The organism is Pseudomonas sp. JL2 (genome assembly GCF_031570495.1).
Taxonomy (GTDB): domain Bacteria; phylum Pseudomonadota; class Gammaproteobacteria; order Pseudomonadales; family Pseudomonadaceae; genus Aquipseudomonas; species Aquipseudomonas rhizophila.
The window spans coordinates 132,312-146,399 of record NZ_JAKUDH010000016.1 but is presented as its reverse complement, the minus strand read 5'-3'; the positions used below and the strand labels follow the sequence as shown (position 1 = coordinate 146,399).

The following is a 14,088-nucleotide window of genomic DNA, read 5'->3' as shown; positions in this document are numbered from 1 at the left end:
CGTTTCGCTATCCGTGAAGGCGGTCGTACCGTCGGCGCTGGCGTCGTAGCCAAAGTCATCGAGTAAGTCTCTTGTAGAGTCAGCTTGATGAGTTGAAGAGCCCCCGCCTAGCGGGGGCTTTTTTATTGGGTTGACACCTATCAGGGGCGTCTATAGAATTGCGCCTCCTTTTAACGGGCGTATTGCGCTCGGTGGGAATAGCAGCCGGAGTCTGAAATCCAATGCAAAATCAGCAAATCCGTATCAGGTTGAAGGCTTTTGACCATCGCCTGATCGACCAATCCACCCAGGAAATCGTGGAAACCGCGAAACGTACTGGTGCTCAAGTGCGTGGTCCAATTCCACTGCCTACCCGTAAAGAGCGGTTCACCGTTCTGGTCTCCCCGCACGTCAACAAAGACGCGCGTGACCAGTACGAGATCCGTACTCATAAGCGCGTTCTGGACATCGTCCAGCCAACGGATAAAACCGTTGATGCACTTATGAAGCTTGATCTTGCGGCCGGTGTGGAAGTGCAGATCAGCCTCGGCTAAGACTCGGTCTTGGTCGTGTAACGCTCTGAAATGGGCGGCCATAGCGGGTGAAAGCCCCGTACACTCATGAGGTTTACAACATGACTATTGGTGTAGTCGGTCGTAAATGCGGTATGACCCGTATTTTCACCGAAGAAGGTGTCTCCATTCCGGTCACGGTCATTGAGATCGAGCCGAATCGCGTCACCCAGTTCAAAACTGAAGAGACCGATGGCTATCGTGCAGTGCAAGTCACTGTCGGCGAGCGTCGTGCTTCGCGTGTAACAGCTGCTCAAGCTGGCCACTTCGCCAAGGCGAACGTTGCCGCTGGTCGTACCGTAATGGAATTCCGCCTTGAAGAAGGCGAGTACCAGGCCGGCGATCTGATCAACGCTGAAATCTTCGCTGCTGGTCAACTGGTTGATGTAACCGGTCAGTCCAAGGGTAAAGGCTTCCAGGGTACGATCAAGCGTTGGAACTTCCGCGGGCAAGATAACACCCACGGTAACTCCGTATCCCACCGCGTTCCAGGCTCTATCGGCCAGTGCCAGACTCCTGGTCGTGTATTCAAGGGCAAAAAAATGTCCGGTCATATGGGCGCTGAGCGCGTGACCGTGCAGTCCCTCGAAGTAGTGCGCGTGGACGCTGAACGCAATCTGTTGTTGGTCAAGGGCGCTGTTCCTGGCGCTACTGGCGGCAACTTGGTTGTACGTCCAGCAGCCAAGGCTCGCGGTTAAGGGGAAGCTGACATGCAATTAAATGTAAATGACGCTCAAGCGATCGAAGTTTCCGAACTGACATTTGGCGGCGAATTCAACGAGACGCTGGTTCACCAAGCAGTCGTGGCCTACATGGCTGGCGGCCGTCAAGGTAGCAAGCAGCAAAAGACCCGTTCCGACGTTTCTGGTGGCGGTAAGCGCCCATGGCGTCAGAAAGGTACTGGCCGTGCTCGTGCCGGTACTATCCGTAGCCCAATCTGGCGTGGCGGCGGTACCACTTTTGCAGCTCGTCCTCAGGATCACTCCCAGAAGCTGAACAAGAAGATGTATCGCGCAGCAATGCGTTCCATCCTTGCTGAGCTGGTGCGTACTGATCGTCTGGTCGTGGTTCAGGACTTCGCTGTTGAAGCACCGAAAACCAAAGATCTGCTGAACAAGCTGAACGGCATGGGCCTGACTGACGTCCTGATCGTGTCTGACGCTGTTGATCAGAACCTGTACCTGGCTGCTCGCAACCTGCCACACGTTGATGTTCGTGACGTGCAAGGTTCCGATCCGGTCAGTCTGATCGCATACGACAAGGTGTTGATCACCGTGTCGGCCGTGAAGAAATTCGAGGAGCTGCTGGGATGAACCAGGAACGCGTATTTAAAGTTCTGCTTGGCCCGCACGTTTCCGAGAAGGCTACGGTTCTGGCAGACAAGAAAGGCCAGTTCGTTTTCAAGGTTGCTACCGACGCAACCAAGCTGGAAATCAAGAAGGCCGTCGAAAGCCTGTTCAGCGTGAAAGTAGAGCGCGTTACTACCCTGAATGTTCTGGGTAAGAGCAAGCGCACTGCTCGCGGTCTGGGCAAGCGTAATGACTGGAAGAAGGCAGTTATCTCCCTTCAGCCAGGCCAAGATCTCGATTTCAGCAGCAGTGCTGAGTAAGGAAGGGGTGCATCATGGCAATCGTTAAATGCAAACCGACTTCCCCTGGCCGCCGTTTTGTGGTCAAGGTGGTCAACCAGGAGCTGCATAAAGGCGCTCCTCACGCACCGCTGCTCGAGAAAAAATCGAAGTCTGGTGGTCGTAACAACAATGGCCGTATTACCACTCGTCACATCGGTGGTGGTCATAAGCAGCATTATCGTCTGGTCGACTTCCGTCGCAACGACAAGGATGGCATCGCTGCCACCGTCGAGCGTATCGAATACGATCCAAACCGTACTGCTCACATCGCTCTGCTGCTGTACGCAGATGGCGAGCGTCGCTACATCATCGCCCCTAAAGGCGTGAGTGCTGGCGACCAGCTGATCGCAGGTGCTTTGGCACCGATCAAGCCGGGCAACGCTCTGCAGCTGCGTAACATTCCAGTTGGTAGCACCGTACACGGCATCGAATTGAAGCCAGGTAAAGGCGCACAGATCGCTCGTTCCGCTGGTGCTTCGGCTCAGTTGATCGCTCGTGAAGGTGTCTACGTGACCCTGCGTCTGCGTTCTGGTGAGATGCGTAAAGTACTGGCTGAGTGCCGTGCGACCCTGGGCGAAGTCTCGAACTCCGAGCACAGCCTGCGTTCGTTGGGTAAAGCTGGTGCCAAGCGCTGGCGTGGCGTTCGCCCAACCGTTCGTGGTGTTGCCATGAACCCGGTTGACCACCCACATGGTGGTGGTGAAGGTCGTACCTCTGGTGGTCGTCATCCGGTATCGCCATGGGGCTTCCCGACTAAGGGCGCGAAGACTCGTGGTAATAAGCGTACCGACAAAATGATCGTCCGTCGTCGCAAGTAAATAGAGGGATACGACAGTGCCACGTTCTCTGAAAAAAGGTCCTTTTATTGATCTTCACCTACTGAAGAAGATCGAAGTGGCGGCGGAAAAGAACGATCGCAAACCAGTTAAGACCTGGTCGCGTCGTTCGATGATCCTGCCACAAATGGTCGGTCTGACCATCGCAGTACACAACGGTCGCCAACACGTCCCAGTTCTCGTTAACGAAGACATGGTCGGCCACAAACTGGGCGAGTTTGCCGGTACCCGCACATACCGTGGGCACGTGGCTGACAAGAAAGCCAAGCGTTAAGGGGTAAGGAAATGGAAGTAGCCGCTAAGTTGTCGGGCGCTCGAATCTCCGCCCAGAAAGCCCGCTTGGTCGCCGACCAGATCCGCGGGAAGAAGGTGGGCGAAGCGCTCAACCTGTTGGCTTTCAGCAGTAAGAAAGCCGCCGAGATCATGAAGAAAGTGCTGGAGTCGGCCGTAGCCAACGCCGAGCATAACGAAGGCGCAGATGTTGATGACCTGAAGGTCAGCACCGTTTTCGTCAACGAAGGGCGTTCGCTGAAGCGCATCATGCCACGTGCCAAAGGCCGTGCTGATCGCATCGTCAAGCGGTCTTGCCATATCACTGTCAAGGTTGCTGACAAGTAACGGAGTCGAAGAGATGGGTCAGAAAGTACATCCCATTGGCATTCGCCTGGGAATCGTCAAGGAGCACACCTCCGTCTGGTACGCAGACGGTCGGACTTATGCGGACTACTTGTTCGCTGATCTGAAGGTGCGTGAGTATCTCCAAGACAAACTAAAAAGCGCGTCCGTAAGCCGTATCGATATCCATCGTCCGGCGCAGACTGCACGCATCACCATCCACACTGCTCGTCCAGGTATCGTTATCGGGAAGAAAGGTGAAGATGTTGAGAAGCTGCGTCAGGACCTGACCAAGCAAATGGGTGTGCCTGTGCACATCAATATCGAAGAGATCCGCAAGCCGGAGCTCGACGGTATGCTGGTTGCGCAGAGCGTAGCTCAGCAGCTGGAGCGTCGTGTAATGTTCCGTCGCGCTATGAAGCGCGCTGTACAGAACGCAATGCGCATTGGTGCCAAAGGCATCAAAATCCAAGTGAGCGGTCGTCTCGGCGGTGCTGAAATCGCACGTACTGAATGGTATCGCGAAGGTCGTGTGCCACTGCACACCCTGCGTGCCGACATCGACTATGCCAACTACGAAGCTCACACCACCTACGGTGTGATCGGTGTAAAGGTTTGGATCTTCAAAGGCGAAGTAATTGGTGGTCGCCAAGAAGAGCTGAAGCCACAAGCACCAGCGCCTCGTAAAAAAGCTGCTAAGTAAGGGGTACGCCAAATGTTGCAACCAAAGCGTACGAAGTTCCGCAAGCAGATGACCGGTCACAACCGTGGCCTGGCATTGCGCGGTAGCAAAGTCAGCTTCGGCGAGTTCGCGCTGAAGTCTGTTGCTCGTGGTCGTCTCACCGCTCGTCAGATCGAGTCAGCGCGTCGTGCTCTGACCCGTCACGTAAAACGTGGCGGCAAGATCTGGATCCGTGTATTCCCGGACAAGCCTGTCACCAAGAAGCCACTCGAAGTTCGGATGGGTAAAGGTAAGGGTAACGTGGAGTACTGGGTTGCCCAGATTCAGCCAGGCAAAGTCCTGTATGAAATCGAGGGTGTTTCTGAAGAGCTGGCGCGTGAGGCTTTCGCCCTGGCTGCTGCAAAGCTGCCGCTCGCCACCTCCTTTGTTAAACGGACGGTGATGTGATGAAAGCGAATGAACTTCGTGAAAAATCAGCACAGCAGCTGAACGAGCAACTGCTCGGCCTGCTGCGCGACCAGTTCAATCTGCGTATGCAGAAAGCAACTGGCCAGTTGGGGCAGTCTCATCTGCTCTCGCAAGTTAAGCGTGACATCGCTCGCGTGAAAACTGTGCTCAACCAGCAGGCAGGTAAGTAATCATGGCTGAAGCCGAAAAAACTGTCCGTACGCTGACTGGCCGTGTTGTCAGCGACAAGATGGACAAAACCATCACCGTTCTGATCGAGCGTCGCGTTAAGCACCCGATCTACGGTAAATACGTTAAGCGTTCGACTAAGCTGCACGCGCACGACGAAACCAATCAGTGCCACATCGGCGACAAAGTCACTATTCGTGAAACTCGTCCGATGGCCAAGACCAAGTCTTGGGCGCTGGTTGATGTTCTCGAACGCGCTGTGGAAGTCTAAGGGCTAGGGGTCGGAGAAATTATATGATTCAGACTCAATCCATGCTCGATGTGGCCGATAACAGCGGCGCTCGCCGTGTTATGTGCATCAAGGTGCTGGGTGGCTCCCATCGTCGTTACGCTGGTATTGGTGACATCATCAAAGTTACCGTCAAGGAAGCAATTCCTCGCGGTAAGGTGAAAAAAGGCCAAGTGATGACTGCTGTTGTAGTCCGCACTCGCCACGGTGTTCGTCGCGCTGACGGCTCCATCATCCGCTTTGATGGCAACGCTGCTGTTCTGTTGAACAACAAGCAAGAGCCAATCGGCACCCGTATCTTTGGGCCAGTGACCCGTGAGCTTCGTACTGAGAAGTTCATGAAGATCGTCTCGCTCGCCCCAGAAGTGCTGTAAGGAGATCCGACATGCAAAAGATTCGTCGTGACGACGAGATCATCGTGATCGCCGGCAAGGACAAGGGTAAGCGCGGTAAGGTGCTGAAGGTTCTCGCTGACAACCGTCTGGTTGTTGGTGGCTTGAACCTGGTCAAGCGCCATACCAAGCCTAACCCGATGTCGGGCGTACAGGGCGGTATCGTCGAGAAAGAAGCGCCACTGCACGCTTCCAACGTCGCCATTTTCAACGGCGAAACCAACAAGGCTGACCGCGTTGGTTTCAAAGTAGAAGACGGTAAGAAAATTCGTGTCTTCAAGTCGACCCAAAAAGCGGTTGATGCTTGAACACTGCTAGGTAGAAGACCATGGCACGACTAAAAGAGATTTACCGGAAGGAAATCGCACCGAAGCTTAAGGAAGAACTTAAGCTTTCGAACGTGATGGAAGTTCCGCGCGTTACCAAAATCACCCTGAACATGGGTCTGGGCGAAGCGATCGGCGACAAAAAAGTCATCGAGCACGCTGTTGCTGACCTGGAAAAGATCACCGGTCAGAAAGTCGTTGTGACTTACGCTCGGAAATCCATCGCTGGCTTTAAAGTCCGTGAAGGTTGGCCGATCGGCGTCAAAGTGACCCTGCGCCGTGAGCGTATGTACGAGTTCCTGGATCGTCTGCTGTCGATCTCCCTGCCTCGGGTTCGCGACTTCCGCGGCCTGAATGCCAAGTCCTTCGATGGTCGTGGTAACTACAGCATGGGCGTTAAAGAGCAGATCATTTTCCCGGAAATCGATTACGACAAGATCGACGCTCTCCGCGGTCTGGACATTACCCTGACCACCACTGCTCGGACGGATGACGAAGGTCGCGCACTGCTGCGCGCTTTCAAATTCCCGTTCCGCAACTGATTGGAGTAGGAAAATGGCCAAGAAGAGCATGAAAAACCGTGAGCTGAAGCGTCAGCTCACCGTTGCCAAGTACGCCACCAAGCGTGCAGCGCTGAAAGCTATCATCGTTGATCTGAACGCAAGTCCAGAAGCGCGTTGGGAAGCTACCGTAGCACTGCAGAAGCAGCCACGTGACGCAAGCGCTTCGCGCATGCGTAACCGCTGCCGCCTGACTGGTCGTCCGCACGGCGTGTACCGCAAGTTCGGCCTCGGCCGTAACATGCTGCGTCAAGCTGCAATGCGTGGTGACGTTCCAGGTCTGGTTAAAGCCAGCTGGTAAGCACTGTCAATGTCTCGGTGTTCGGGGTCGCAAGATCCTGACCGCCGGTGACCTTGAACTTGAATCAAGCCCCTTTTGGGGCTTGATTCATTTGTGGGGTGTGTCTAGAATACCCGGCTCGCCTGAGCCCGTGCTTTTATCGCGCGGATGTACTCGGCGACACGTAGTAGCCGAAAGGCTAATTTTTTGTGTATTAGGAGCGTCTAGCCCATGAGTATGCAGGACCCGTTAGCGGACATGCTAACTCGTATCCGTAATGCCCAGATGGCTGAAAAGTCCGTCGTAAGCATGCCATCTTCTACTTTGAAGGTAGCTGTTGCCAAAGTCCTGAAGGACGAAGGTTACATTGCGGGTTATCAGATCAGCAGCGAAATCAAGCCACTGCTGTCCATCGAGCTGAAGTACTTCGAAGGCCGTCCGGTCATCGAGGAAGTGAAGCGCGTTAGCCGTCCAGGCCTGCGTCAGTACAAGTCCGTCGAGGATCTGCCAAAAGTTCGTGGCGGTCTCGGTGTGTCTATCGTCTCCACCAACAAAGGTGTGATGACGGATCGTGCTGCGCGCGCTGCCGGTGTCGGCGGCGAAGTTCTTTGCACTGTGTTCTAAGGGGGGATAAGCATGTCACGCGTCGCTAAGAACCCCGTTAAGCTGCCAGCCGGTGTCGAAGTCAAATTCGCAGGCCAACAGCTTTCGGTGAAGGGTGCCAAGGGCACTCTTCAACTGAACATCCATTCGTCCGTTGAGATTGTTGAAGAAGCTGGTGAGCTGCGTTTCGCTGCTCGCAATGGCGATCAACAGACTCGCGCAATGGCTGGTACCACTCGTGCGTTGGTAAACAACATGGTCCAAGGCGTAAGCCAAGGCTTCGAGCGCAAGCTCCAGCTGGTCGGTGTTGGTTACAAGGCGCAAGCAAAAGGCACAGTGCTGAACCTGGCTCTTGGCTTCTCGCACCCAGTGGATTATGAACTGCCGGAAGGCATCACCGCTGAGACTCCTAGCCAGACCGATATCCTGATCAAGGGCATCGACAAGCAGCTGGTAGGTCAAGTGGCCGCCGAGATCCGCGACTTCCGTCCACCAGAGCCGTACAAAGGCAAAGGTGTGCGCTACGCGGACGAAGTCGTCCGTCGTAAAGAAGCCAAGAAGAAGTAGGGCATAGCAAATGACCGACAAAAAAGTTACTCGACTGCGTCGCGCTCGCAAAGCACGCCTGAAAATGCACGAACTCGAAGTCGTGCGTCTCTGCGTGTTCCGCTCGTCGCAGCACATCTACGCCCAGGTCATTTCGGCCGACGGCAACAAAGTCCTGGCAAGTGCCTCGACTTTGGATAAAGAACTGCGTGATGGCGCCACTGGCAACATCGACGCGGCCACTAAGGTTGGCCAGCTGGTCGCTACGCGTGCTAAAGCCGCTGGCGTCTCGCAGGTGGCTTTCGACCGCTCTGGCTTCAAGTACCACGGCCGCGTCAAGGCGCTGGCTGATGCTGCTCGTGAAGCTGGGCTGGAGTTCTAAGTTATGTCAAATAACGACCAAAAGCGCGACGAAGGCTACATCGAGAAGCTGGTTCAAGTTAACCGCGTAGCCAAAACCGTTAAAGGCGGCCGTATCTTCACTTTCACCGCGTTGACCGTGGTTGGTGATGGTAAAGGGCGTGTTGGCTTCGGCCGTGGCAAGTCGCGTGAAGTGCCTGCTGCGATCCAGAAGGCAATGGAAGCTGCTCGCCGCAACATGATCCAGGTTGATCTGAACGGCACCACTCTGCAGTACGCAATGAAGTCCGCCCATGGCGCTTCGAAGGTGTACATGCAGCCTGCTTCTGAAGGTACCGGTATCATCGCTGGCGGCGCTATGCGTGCTGTCCTCGAGGTTGCTGGCGTTCAGAACGTTCTGGCCAAGTGCTACGGCTCGACTAACCCAGTAAACGTGGTTCACGCCACTTTCAAGGGTTTGAAAGCAATGCAGTCTCCTGAATCCATTGCCGCCAAGCGTGGCAAAAGCGTCAAGGAGATCTTCTGATCATGGCTACCGTAAAAGTTACGCTGATCAAAAGCATGACCGGCCGCATCCCTAACCACAAACTGTGCGTTAAGGGTTTGGGTCTGCGTCGCATCGGTCACACTGTAGAGGTCCTGGATACTCCCGAGAATCGCGGGATGATCAACAAGGCCTACTACATGCTGCGTGTAGAGGGTTAATCGATGAAACTCAATGATCTGAGTCCAGCGCCGGGTTCCCGTCGCGAAAAGCATCGTCCGGGCCGTGGTATCGGCAGTGGTTTGGGCAAGACCGGTGGCCGTGGCCACAAAGGTCAAACCTCCCGCTCCGGTGGCACCATTGCTCCAGGCTTTGAAGGCGGTCAACAGCCGCTGCATCGTCGCCTGCCGAAGTTCGGTTTCGTTTCCCTGAAGGCCATGGATCGCGCAGAAGTGCGTCTGTCCGAGCTGGCTAAAGTGGATGGCGACATCGTCACCGTGCAGTCCCTGAAGGATGCCAACGTGATCAACCAGAACGTACAGCGTGTGAAAATCATGCTGTCGGGCGAAGTTGCTCGCGCTGTCACCATCGGAAAGGGAATCGGCGCCACCAAAGGTGCGCGTGCGGCTATCGAAGCAGCTGGCGGCAAGTTCGAGGAATAAATGGCTAAGCAAGGTGCTCTCTCTGCGCTCGGCAAAGGCGGTATGTCTGAACTCTGGGCTCGTCTGCGTTTTCTGTTCCTGGCGATTATCGTCTACCGAATAGGCGCACACATCCCGGTTCCAGGTATCAACCCGGACCGACTCGCGGACCTGTTTCGACAGAATGAGGGGACCATTCTTAGCTTGTTCAACATGTTTTCCGGCGGTGCGCTGGAACGGATGAGTATCTTTGCTCTGGGGATCATGCCGTACATCTCGGCATCGATCATCATGCAACTGATGACCGCCGTCAGCCCACAGCTGGAACAGTTGAAGAAGGAAGGTGAAGCTGGCCGTCGCAAGATCAGCCAGTACACCCGCTACCTCACCGTCGTCCTTGCTCTTGTCCAGGCTGTTGGCATGTCCATCGGTCTGGCAGGGCAAGGCGTAGCGTTCACTGGTGACTTTGGCTTCCATTTCGTCGCAGTAACCACGTTTGTGGCGGGTGCGATGTTCATGATGTGGCTGGGTGAGCAGATTACTGAGCGTGGTGTTGGCAACGGTATCTCGATGTTGATTTTCGCAGGTATCGTCGCCGGTCTTCCGAGAGCGATCGGGCAGTCTTTCGAGTCTGCGCGTCAGGGTGACATCAACATTTTTGCCCTGGTTGCGATCGGTTTGCTGGCAGTAGCGATTATCGGTTTCGTGGTGTTCATTGAGCGTGGTCAGCGTCGTATTGCTGTTCACTACGCCAAGCGTCAGCAGGGCCGCAAGGTATTTGCTGCGCAGACTAGCCACTTGCCGCTGAAGGTGAATATGGCCGGTGTTATCCCGGCTATTTTTGCGAGCAGCATTTTGCTGTTCCCGGCTTCGCTGGGTGCCTGGTTTGGTCAGTCTGAAGGTATGGGCTGGCTGCAGGACATCTCGCAGTCGATCGCTCCTGGTCAGCCGTTGAATATTCTGCTGTTTAGTGCAGGGATTATTTTCTTCTGCTTCTTCTATACGGCGTTGATGTTCAATCCGAAAGACGTAGCGGAAAACCTGAAGAAGTCCGGTGCCTTTATTCCGGGTATCCGTCCAGGCGAGCAGTCGGCGCGCTACATTGATGGCGTTTTGACTCGTTTGACCTTGTTCGGTGCTCTCTATATGACGGCCGTCTGCTTGCTTCCCCAGTTCCTGGTGGTTGCGGCAAACGTTCCGTTCTACCTTGGCGGGACCTCGTTGCTGATCGTGGTCGTGGTTGTGATGGACTTCATGTCCCAAGTACAATCGCACCTCGTTTCGCACCAGTACGAATCCCTGATGAAGAAAGCCAACCTGAAGGGCTACGGCAGCGGCATGTTGCGCTGAGTAGCGTCCATAAGGTTCGAGGAGTTGGTGATGAAAGTTCGTGCATCGGTGAAAAAGCTGTGCCGTAACTGCAAGATTATTCGCCGCGAAGGCGTTGTTCGGGTAATTTGCAGCGCGGAACCGCGTCACAAACAGCGCCAAGGCTGAGTGTGATTGTGCTTTAAGCCCGGCAGCTAGTGCGCTGCCGGGTTGATTATTTGTTATTACAGCGATATTATCTCGCGCCCTATTTCTTGGCTTCCGGGGCGTAGGTAGCTGTCAATTGGAGTCCCACTGAATGGCCCGTATTGCAGGCGTTAACATTCCAGATAACAAGCATACTGTTATCTCGCTGACCTACATCTATGGTGTTGGTCGCACTACTGCACAGAAAATTTGTGCAGTGTCTGGGGTAAACCCAGCGGCAAAGATCAAAGATCTGAGCGACGAGCAGATTGAACAGCTGCGTGGCGAAGTGGCGAAGTTCACCACTGAAGGTGACCTGCGTCGCGAAATCAACATGAAAATCAAGCGCTTGATGGACCTCGGTTGCTATCGCGGTCTGCGTCATCGTCGTGGTCTTCCAGTACGCGGTCAGCGTACCAAGACCAACGCGCGTACCCGTAAAGGTCCGCGTAAGCCGATCCGCAAGTAATCGCCCCAGCGAATCGACAGGAATTTAATCATGGCAAAACCTGCTGCTCGTCCTCGTAAAAAAGTTAAAAAGACAGTGGTTGATGGCATCGCCCACATCCATGCTTCTTTTAACAACACCATCGTGACCATTACCGACCGTCAAGGTAACGCTCTTTCCTGGGCAACCTCCGGTGGTTCGGGTTTCCGCGGTTCCCGCAAGTCCACCCCGTTCGCTGCTCAAGTAGCTGCTGAGCGTGCTGGTCAAGCTGCGCTGGAATACGGTCTGAAAAACCTCGACGTTAACGTCAAGGGTCCAGGTCCGGGTCGTGAATCCGCAGTCCGCGCTTTGAACGGCTGTGGCTACAAGATCGCCAGCATCACCGACGTGACGCCAATCCCGCACAACGGGTGCCGTCCGCCGAAGAAGCGCCGCGTGTAATCCAGGAGATTGTAAAGAATGGCTCGTTACATTGGTCCAAAATGCAAACTCGCTCGTCGCGAAGGCACCGATCTCTTTCTGAAGAGCGGCGTGCGCGCGATCGAATCGAAGTGCAACATTGAAGCAGCACCTGGTATCCACGGCCAACGCCGCGGTCGCCAGTCCGATTACGGCACCCAACTGCGTGAAAAGCAGAAGGTCCGTCGTATCTACGGCGTTCTCGAGCGTCAATTCAGCGGCTACTACAAAGAAGCAGCTGGCAAGAAGGGCGCAACCGGCGAAAACCTGTTGCAACTGCTCGAATGCCGTCTGGACAACGTTGTATACCGTATGGGTTTCGGTTCTACTCGTGCCGAATCCCGTCAGCTGGTATCGCACAAGTCGATCAGCGTTAACGGTCAGACCGTAAACGTTCCGTCCTACCAGGTTCGTGCTGGTGACGTGGTTGCTGTTCGCGAGAAAGCAAAGAACCAACTTCGCATTGTCCAAGCTCTCGATCTGTGTGCCCAACGTGGCCGCGTAGAATGGGTAGAAGTAGACACTGAGAAGAAGTCGGGCGTTTTCAAGAACGTTCCTGCTCGCAGTGATCTGTCCGCCGACATCAACGAAAGCCTGATTGTCGAGCTCTACTCCAAGTAAGGGCTAGAAAATAGGTGCATCCATGCAGATTTCGGTAAATGAGTTCCTGACACCCCGCCATATTGATGTGCAGGTTGTCAGTCCAACCCGCGCCAAGATCACACTCGAGCCTCTCGAGCGTGGTTTCGGCCACACCCTGGGCAACGCGCTGCGCCGCATCCTGTTGTCCTCAATGCCCGGCTGTGCAGTAGTCGAGGCCGAGATTGACGGTGTGCTCCATGAGTACAGCGCCATCGAAGGTGTACAGGAAGATGTAATTGAAATCCTGTTGAACCTTAAAGGTCTGGCTATCAAGCTGCACGGTCGTGACGAAGTTACGCTGACCTTGTCGAAGAAGGGTTCGGGGGTGGTTACCGCTGCCGATATTCAGCTGGATCATGATGTCGAGATCGTTAACCCCGATCACGTAATCGCTAACCTGGCGTCTAACGGCGCCCTGAACATGAAGCTCACCGTAGCTCGTGGTCGTGGTTATGAACCGGCAGACTCGCGTCAGAGCGATGAAGACGAAAGCCGCAGCATCGGTCGCTTGCAGCTCGACTCTTCGTTCAGCCCGGTTCGCCGTATCGCATACGTGGTGGAAAACGCCCGTGTCGAACAGCGTACCAACCTGGACAAGCTGGTTATTGATCTGGAAACCAACGGTACCCTGGATCCTGAAGAGGCCATTCGCCGCGCTGCAACCATCCTGCAACAGCAGTTGGCTGCGTTCGTCGACCTCAAGGGTGACAGTGAGCCAGTGGTTGTCGAGCAGGAAGACGAGATCGATCCGATCCTGCTTCGCCCGGTTGACGATCTGGAACTGACTGTACGTTCGGCTAACTGCCTTAAGGCGGAAAACATCTACTACATCGGCGACCTGATTCAGCGCACCGAAGTAGAGCTGTTGAAGACTCCGAACCTTGGCAAGAAATCCTTGACTGAAATCAAGGACGTTCTGGCCTCCCGCGGTCTGTCCCTCGGCATGCGCCTCGACAACTGGCCGCCTGCAAGTCTTAAGAAGGACGACAAGGCGACTGCCTGATCGTCGTAATCACCGAACGTTGTGTTTGGTAAGGAATGAACCATGCGTCATCGTAAAAGTGGTCGTCACCTGAGCCGCACCAGCTCGCACCGCAAGGCCATGTTCCAAAACATGGCGGTGTCGCTGTTCGAGCACGAGCTGATCAAAACTACACTGCCGAAAGCCAAAGAACTGCGCCGCGTTGCTGAGCCGCTGATCACTTTGGCCAAGACAGATAGCTTGGCTAACCGCCGTCTGGCTTTCGACCGTACTCGTTCGAAAGCTATCGTTGGTAAGCTCTTCAACGACCTGGGCAAGCGTTACGCTACCCGTGAGGGTGGCTACCTGCGCATCCTCAAGTGCGGTTTCCGCGCTGGCGACAACGCGCCTATGGCGTACGTCGAGTTGGTTGATCGTGCTACCAGCGGTGAAGCTGTATCCGCTGAGTAAGTCGGCAACATACAAAAAACCGGGCCTTGTGCCCGGTTTTTTGTGCCTGGTCAAAAAGTGGCAGTCACCTCTGTTGGCTGGCTTGCGCTTGGCAATGCGACAGCATTAGATAATGACTATCGATGTCCATGATTTAATGAATTTGGATACTGTCATTAACA

The 14,088-nt window shown here is 54.8% G+C and carries 28 protein-coding genes and 1 pseudogene; all 29 read left to right on the top strand.

Annotated features, from left to right (window positions below; genetic code table 11):
• Positions 1–66: pseudogene (locus tag MKS85_RS29010) on the top strand (elongation factor Tu); the annotation flags it as partial.
• A 155-nt stretch (positions 67–221) separates the two neighbouring features.
• Positions 222–533: a 30S ribosomal protein S10 gene (rpsJ, locus tag MKS85_RS20175; RefSeq protein WP_003186070.1), complete on the top strand. Its 312-nt coding sequence runs from the start codon at positions 222–224 to the stop codon at positions 531–533.
• 80 nt (positions 534–613) lie between these two features.
• Positions 614–1,249 carry a 50S ribosomal protein L3 gene (rplC, locus tag MKS85_RS20170; RefSeq protein ID WP_003186059.1) on the top strand — a complete coding sequence of 212 codons (636 nt, stop codon included), beginning with the start codon at positions 614–616 and terminating at the stop codon, positions 1,247–1,249.
• A 12-nt stretch (positions 1,250–1,261) separates the two neighbouring features.
• A complete protein-coding gene (gene rplD, locus MKS85_RS20165; RefSeq protein WP_003186057.1) occupies positions 1,262–1,864 on the top strand; it encodes a 50S ribosomal protein L4 in 603 nt (200 codons plus the stop codon).
• Positions 1,861–2,160 (top strand): 50S ribosomal protein L23, encoded by a 300-nt coding sequence (gene rplW, locus MKS85_RS20160; protein ID WP_002555488.1) that lies wholly within the window; start codon positions 1,861–1,863, stop codon positions 2,158–2,160. Before rplD ends, rplW begins: the two co-directional genes overlap by 4 nt.
• 14 nt (positions 2,161–2,174) lie before the next feature.
• Positions 2,175–2,999, top strand: coding sequence for a 50S ribosomal protein L2 (gene rplB, locus MKS85_RS20155; RefSeq protein WP_003186055.1), 825 nt, complete (start codon positions 2,175–2,177; stop codon positions 2,997–2,999).
• A 16-nt stretch (positions 3,000–3,015) separates the two neighbouring features.
• Entirely contained in the window at positions 3,016–3,291 is a 276-nt protein-coding gene (gene rpsS / locus MKS85_RS20150) for a 30S ribosomal protein S19 (RefSeq protein ID WP_002555486.1), read from the top strand.
• A gap of 11 nt (positions 3,292–3,302) precedes the next feature.
• On the top strand, positions 3,303–3,635 hold the full coding sequence (gene rplV / locus MKS85_RS20145; protein ID WP_003103908.1) for a 50S ribosomal protein L22: 333 nt from the start codon (positions 3,303–3,305) through the stop codon (positions 3,633–3,635).
• Between the two features lie 13 nt (positions 3,636–3,648).
• Positions 3,649–4,335 (top strand): 30S ribosomal protein S3, encoded by a 687-nt coding sequence (gene rpsC / locus MKS85_RS20140; RefSeq protein WP_003176422.1) that lies wholly within the window; start codon positions 3,649–3,651, stop codon positions 4,333–4,335.
• A 12-nt stretch (positions 4,336–4,347) separates the two neighbouring features.
• A complete protein-coding gene (gene rplP, locus MKS85_RS20135; protein ID WP_003186052.1) occupies positions 4,348–4,761 on the top strand; it encodes a 50S ribosomal protein L16 in 414 nt (137 codons plus the stop codon).
• Positions 4,761–4,952 carry a 50S ribosomal protein L29 gene (gene rpmC, locus MKS85_RS20130; RefSeq protein ID WP_002555481.1) on the top strand — a complete coding sequence of 64 codons (192 nt, stop codon included), beginning with the start codon at positions 4,761–4,763 and terminating at the stop codon, positions 4,950–4,952. The genes rplP and rpmC overlap by 1 nt, the downstream gene beginning before the upstream one ends.
• A 2-nt stretch (positions 4,953–4,954) precedes the next feature.
• Positions 4,955–5,221: a 30S ribosomal protein S17 gene (gene rpsQ, locus MKS85_RS20125; protein ID WP_003194644.1), complete on the top strand. Its 267-nt coding sequence runs from the start codon at positions 4,955–4,957 to the stop codon at positions 5,219–5,221.
• Between the two features lie 23 nt (positions 5,222–5,244).
• The gene (rplN, locus tag MKS85_RS20120) at positions 5,245–5,613 is read left to right on the top strand and encodes a 50S ribosomal protein L14 (RefSeq protein WP_002555479.1); all 369 of its coding nucleotides are present in this window, start codon (positions 5,245–5,247) and stop codon (positions 5,611–5,613) included.
• Positions 5,614–5,624: 11 nt separating this feature from the next.
• Positions 5,625–5,939, top strand: coding sequence for a 50S ribosomal protein L24 (gene rplX / locus MKS85_RS20115; RefSeq protein ID WP_003186046.1), 315 nt, complete (start codon positions 5,625–5,627; stop codon positions 5,937–5,939).
• 20 nt (positions 5,940–5,959) lie between these two features.
• Positions 5,960–6,499, top strand: coding sequence for a 50S ribosomal protein L5 (gene rplE / locus MKS85_RS20110; protein ID WP_003186044.1), 540 nt, complete (start codon positions 5,960–5,962; stop codon positions 6,497–6,499).
• A 13-nt stretch (positions 6,500–6,512) separates the two neighbouring features.
• Positions 6,513–6,818 carry a 30S ribosomal protein S14 gene (rpsN, locus tag MKS85_RS20105; RefSeq protein ID WP_003186042.1) on the top strand — a complete coding sequence of 102 codons (306 nt, stop codon included), beginning with the start codon at positions 6,513–6,515 and terminating at the stop codon, positions 6,816–6,818.
• Positions 6,819–7,028: 210 nt separating this feature from the next.
• Positions 7,029–7,421: a 30S ribosomal protein S8 gene (gene rpsH, locus MKS85_RS20100; protein ID WP_017848802.1), complete on the top strand. Its 393-nt coding sequence runs from the start codon at positions 7,029–7,031 to the stop codon at positions 7,419–7,421.
• 12 nt (positions 7,422–7,433) lie between these two features.
• On the top strand, positions 7,434–7,967 hold the full coding sequence (gene rplF / locus MKS85_RS20095; protein ID WP_003186039.1) for a 50S ribosomal protein L6: 534 nt from the start codon (positions 7,434–7,436) through the stop codon (positions 7,965–7,967).
• A gap of 10 nt (positions 7,968–7,977) precedes the next feature.
• Complete coding sequence (gene rplR / locus MKS85_RS20090) at positions 7,978–8,328, top strand: 50S ribosomal protein L18 (RefSeq protein WP_003186037.1); 351 nt, start codon at positions 7,978–7,980, stop codon at positions 8,326–8,328.
• Between the two features lie 3 nt (positions 8,329–8,331).
• Positions 8,332–8,832 carry a 30S ribosomal protein S5 gene (rpsE, locus tag MKS85_RS20085; protein WP_003186035.1) on the top strand — a complete coding sequence of 167 codons (501 nt, stop codon included), beginning with the start codon at positions 8,332–8,334 and terminating at the stop codon, positions 8,830–8,832.
• Between the two features lie 2 nt (positions 8,833–8,834).
• Positions 8,835–9,011, top strand: a complete 177-nt coding sequence (rpmD, locus tag MKS85_RS20080; protein ID WP_003186033.1) for a 50S ribosomal protein L30 — start codon at positions 8,835–8,837, stop codon at positions 9,009–9,011.
• Between the two features lie 3 nt (positions 9,012–9,014).
• Entirely contained in the window at positions 9,015–9,452 is a 438-nt protein-coding gene (gene rplO, locus MKS85_RS20075) for a 50S ribosomal protein L15 (protein ID WP_003186032.1), read from the top strand.
• Positions 9,453–10,781, top strand: coding sequence for a preprotein translocase subunit SecY (gene secY, locus MKS85_RS20070; protein WP_047229771.1), 1,329 nt, complete (start codon positions 9,453–9,455; stop codon positions 10,779–10,781).
• 30 nt (positions 10,782–10,811) lie between these two features.
• Positions 10,812–10,928: a 50S ribosomal protein L36 gene (rpmJ, locus tag MKS85_RS20065; RefSeq protein WP_002555468.1), complete on the top strand. Its 117-nt coding sequence runs from the start codon at positions 10,812–10,814 to the stop codon at positions 10,926–10,928.
• A 130-nt stretch (positions 10,929–11,058) separates the two neighbouring features.
• The gene (rpsM, locus tag MKS85_RS20060) at positions 11,059–11,415 is read left to right on the top strand and encodes a 30S ribosomal protein S13 (RefSeq protein ID WP_047229770.1); all 357 of its coding nucleotides are present in this window, start codon (positions 11,059–11,061) and stop codon (positions 11,413–11,415) included.
• A 30-nt stretch (positions 11,416–11,445) separates the two neighbouring features.
• Positions 11,446–11,835, top strand: coding sequence for a 30S ribosomal protein S11 (gene rpsK / locus MKS85_RS20055; protein ID WP_002555466.1), 390 nt, complete (start codon positions 11,446–11,448; stop codon positions 11,833–11,835).
• An 18-nt stretch (positions 11,836–11,853) separates the two neighbouring features.
• Positions 11,854–12,474, top strand: a complete 621-nt coding sequence (rpsD, locus tag MKS85_RS20050; RefSeq protein WP_003176404.1) for a 30S ribosomal protein S4 — start codon at positions 11,854–11,856, stop codon at positions 12,472–12,474.
• A gap of 22 nt (positions 12,475–12,496) precedes the next feature.
• On the top strand, positions 12,497–13,498 hold the full coding sequence (locus MKS85_RS20045) for a DNA-directed RNA polymerase subunit alpha (RefSeq protein ID WP_003186012.1): 1,002 nt from the start codon (positions 12,497–12,499) through the stop codon (positions 13,496–13,498).
• Positions 13,499–13,540: 42 nt separating this feature from the next.
• Positions 13,541–13,927, top strand: a complete 387-nt coding sequence (gene rplQ / locus MKS85_RS20040; protein ID WP_003186009.1) for a 50S ribosomal protein L17 — start codon at positions 13,541–13,543, stop codon at positions 13,925–13,927.
• Positions 13,928–14,088: the final 161 nt, after the last annotated feature.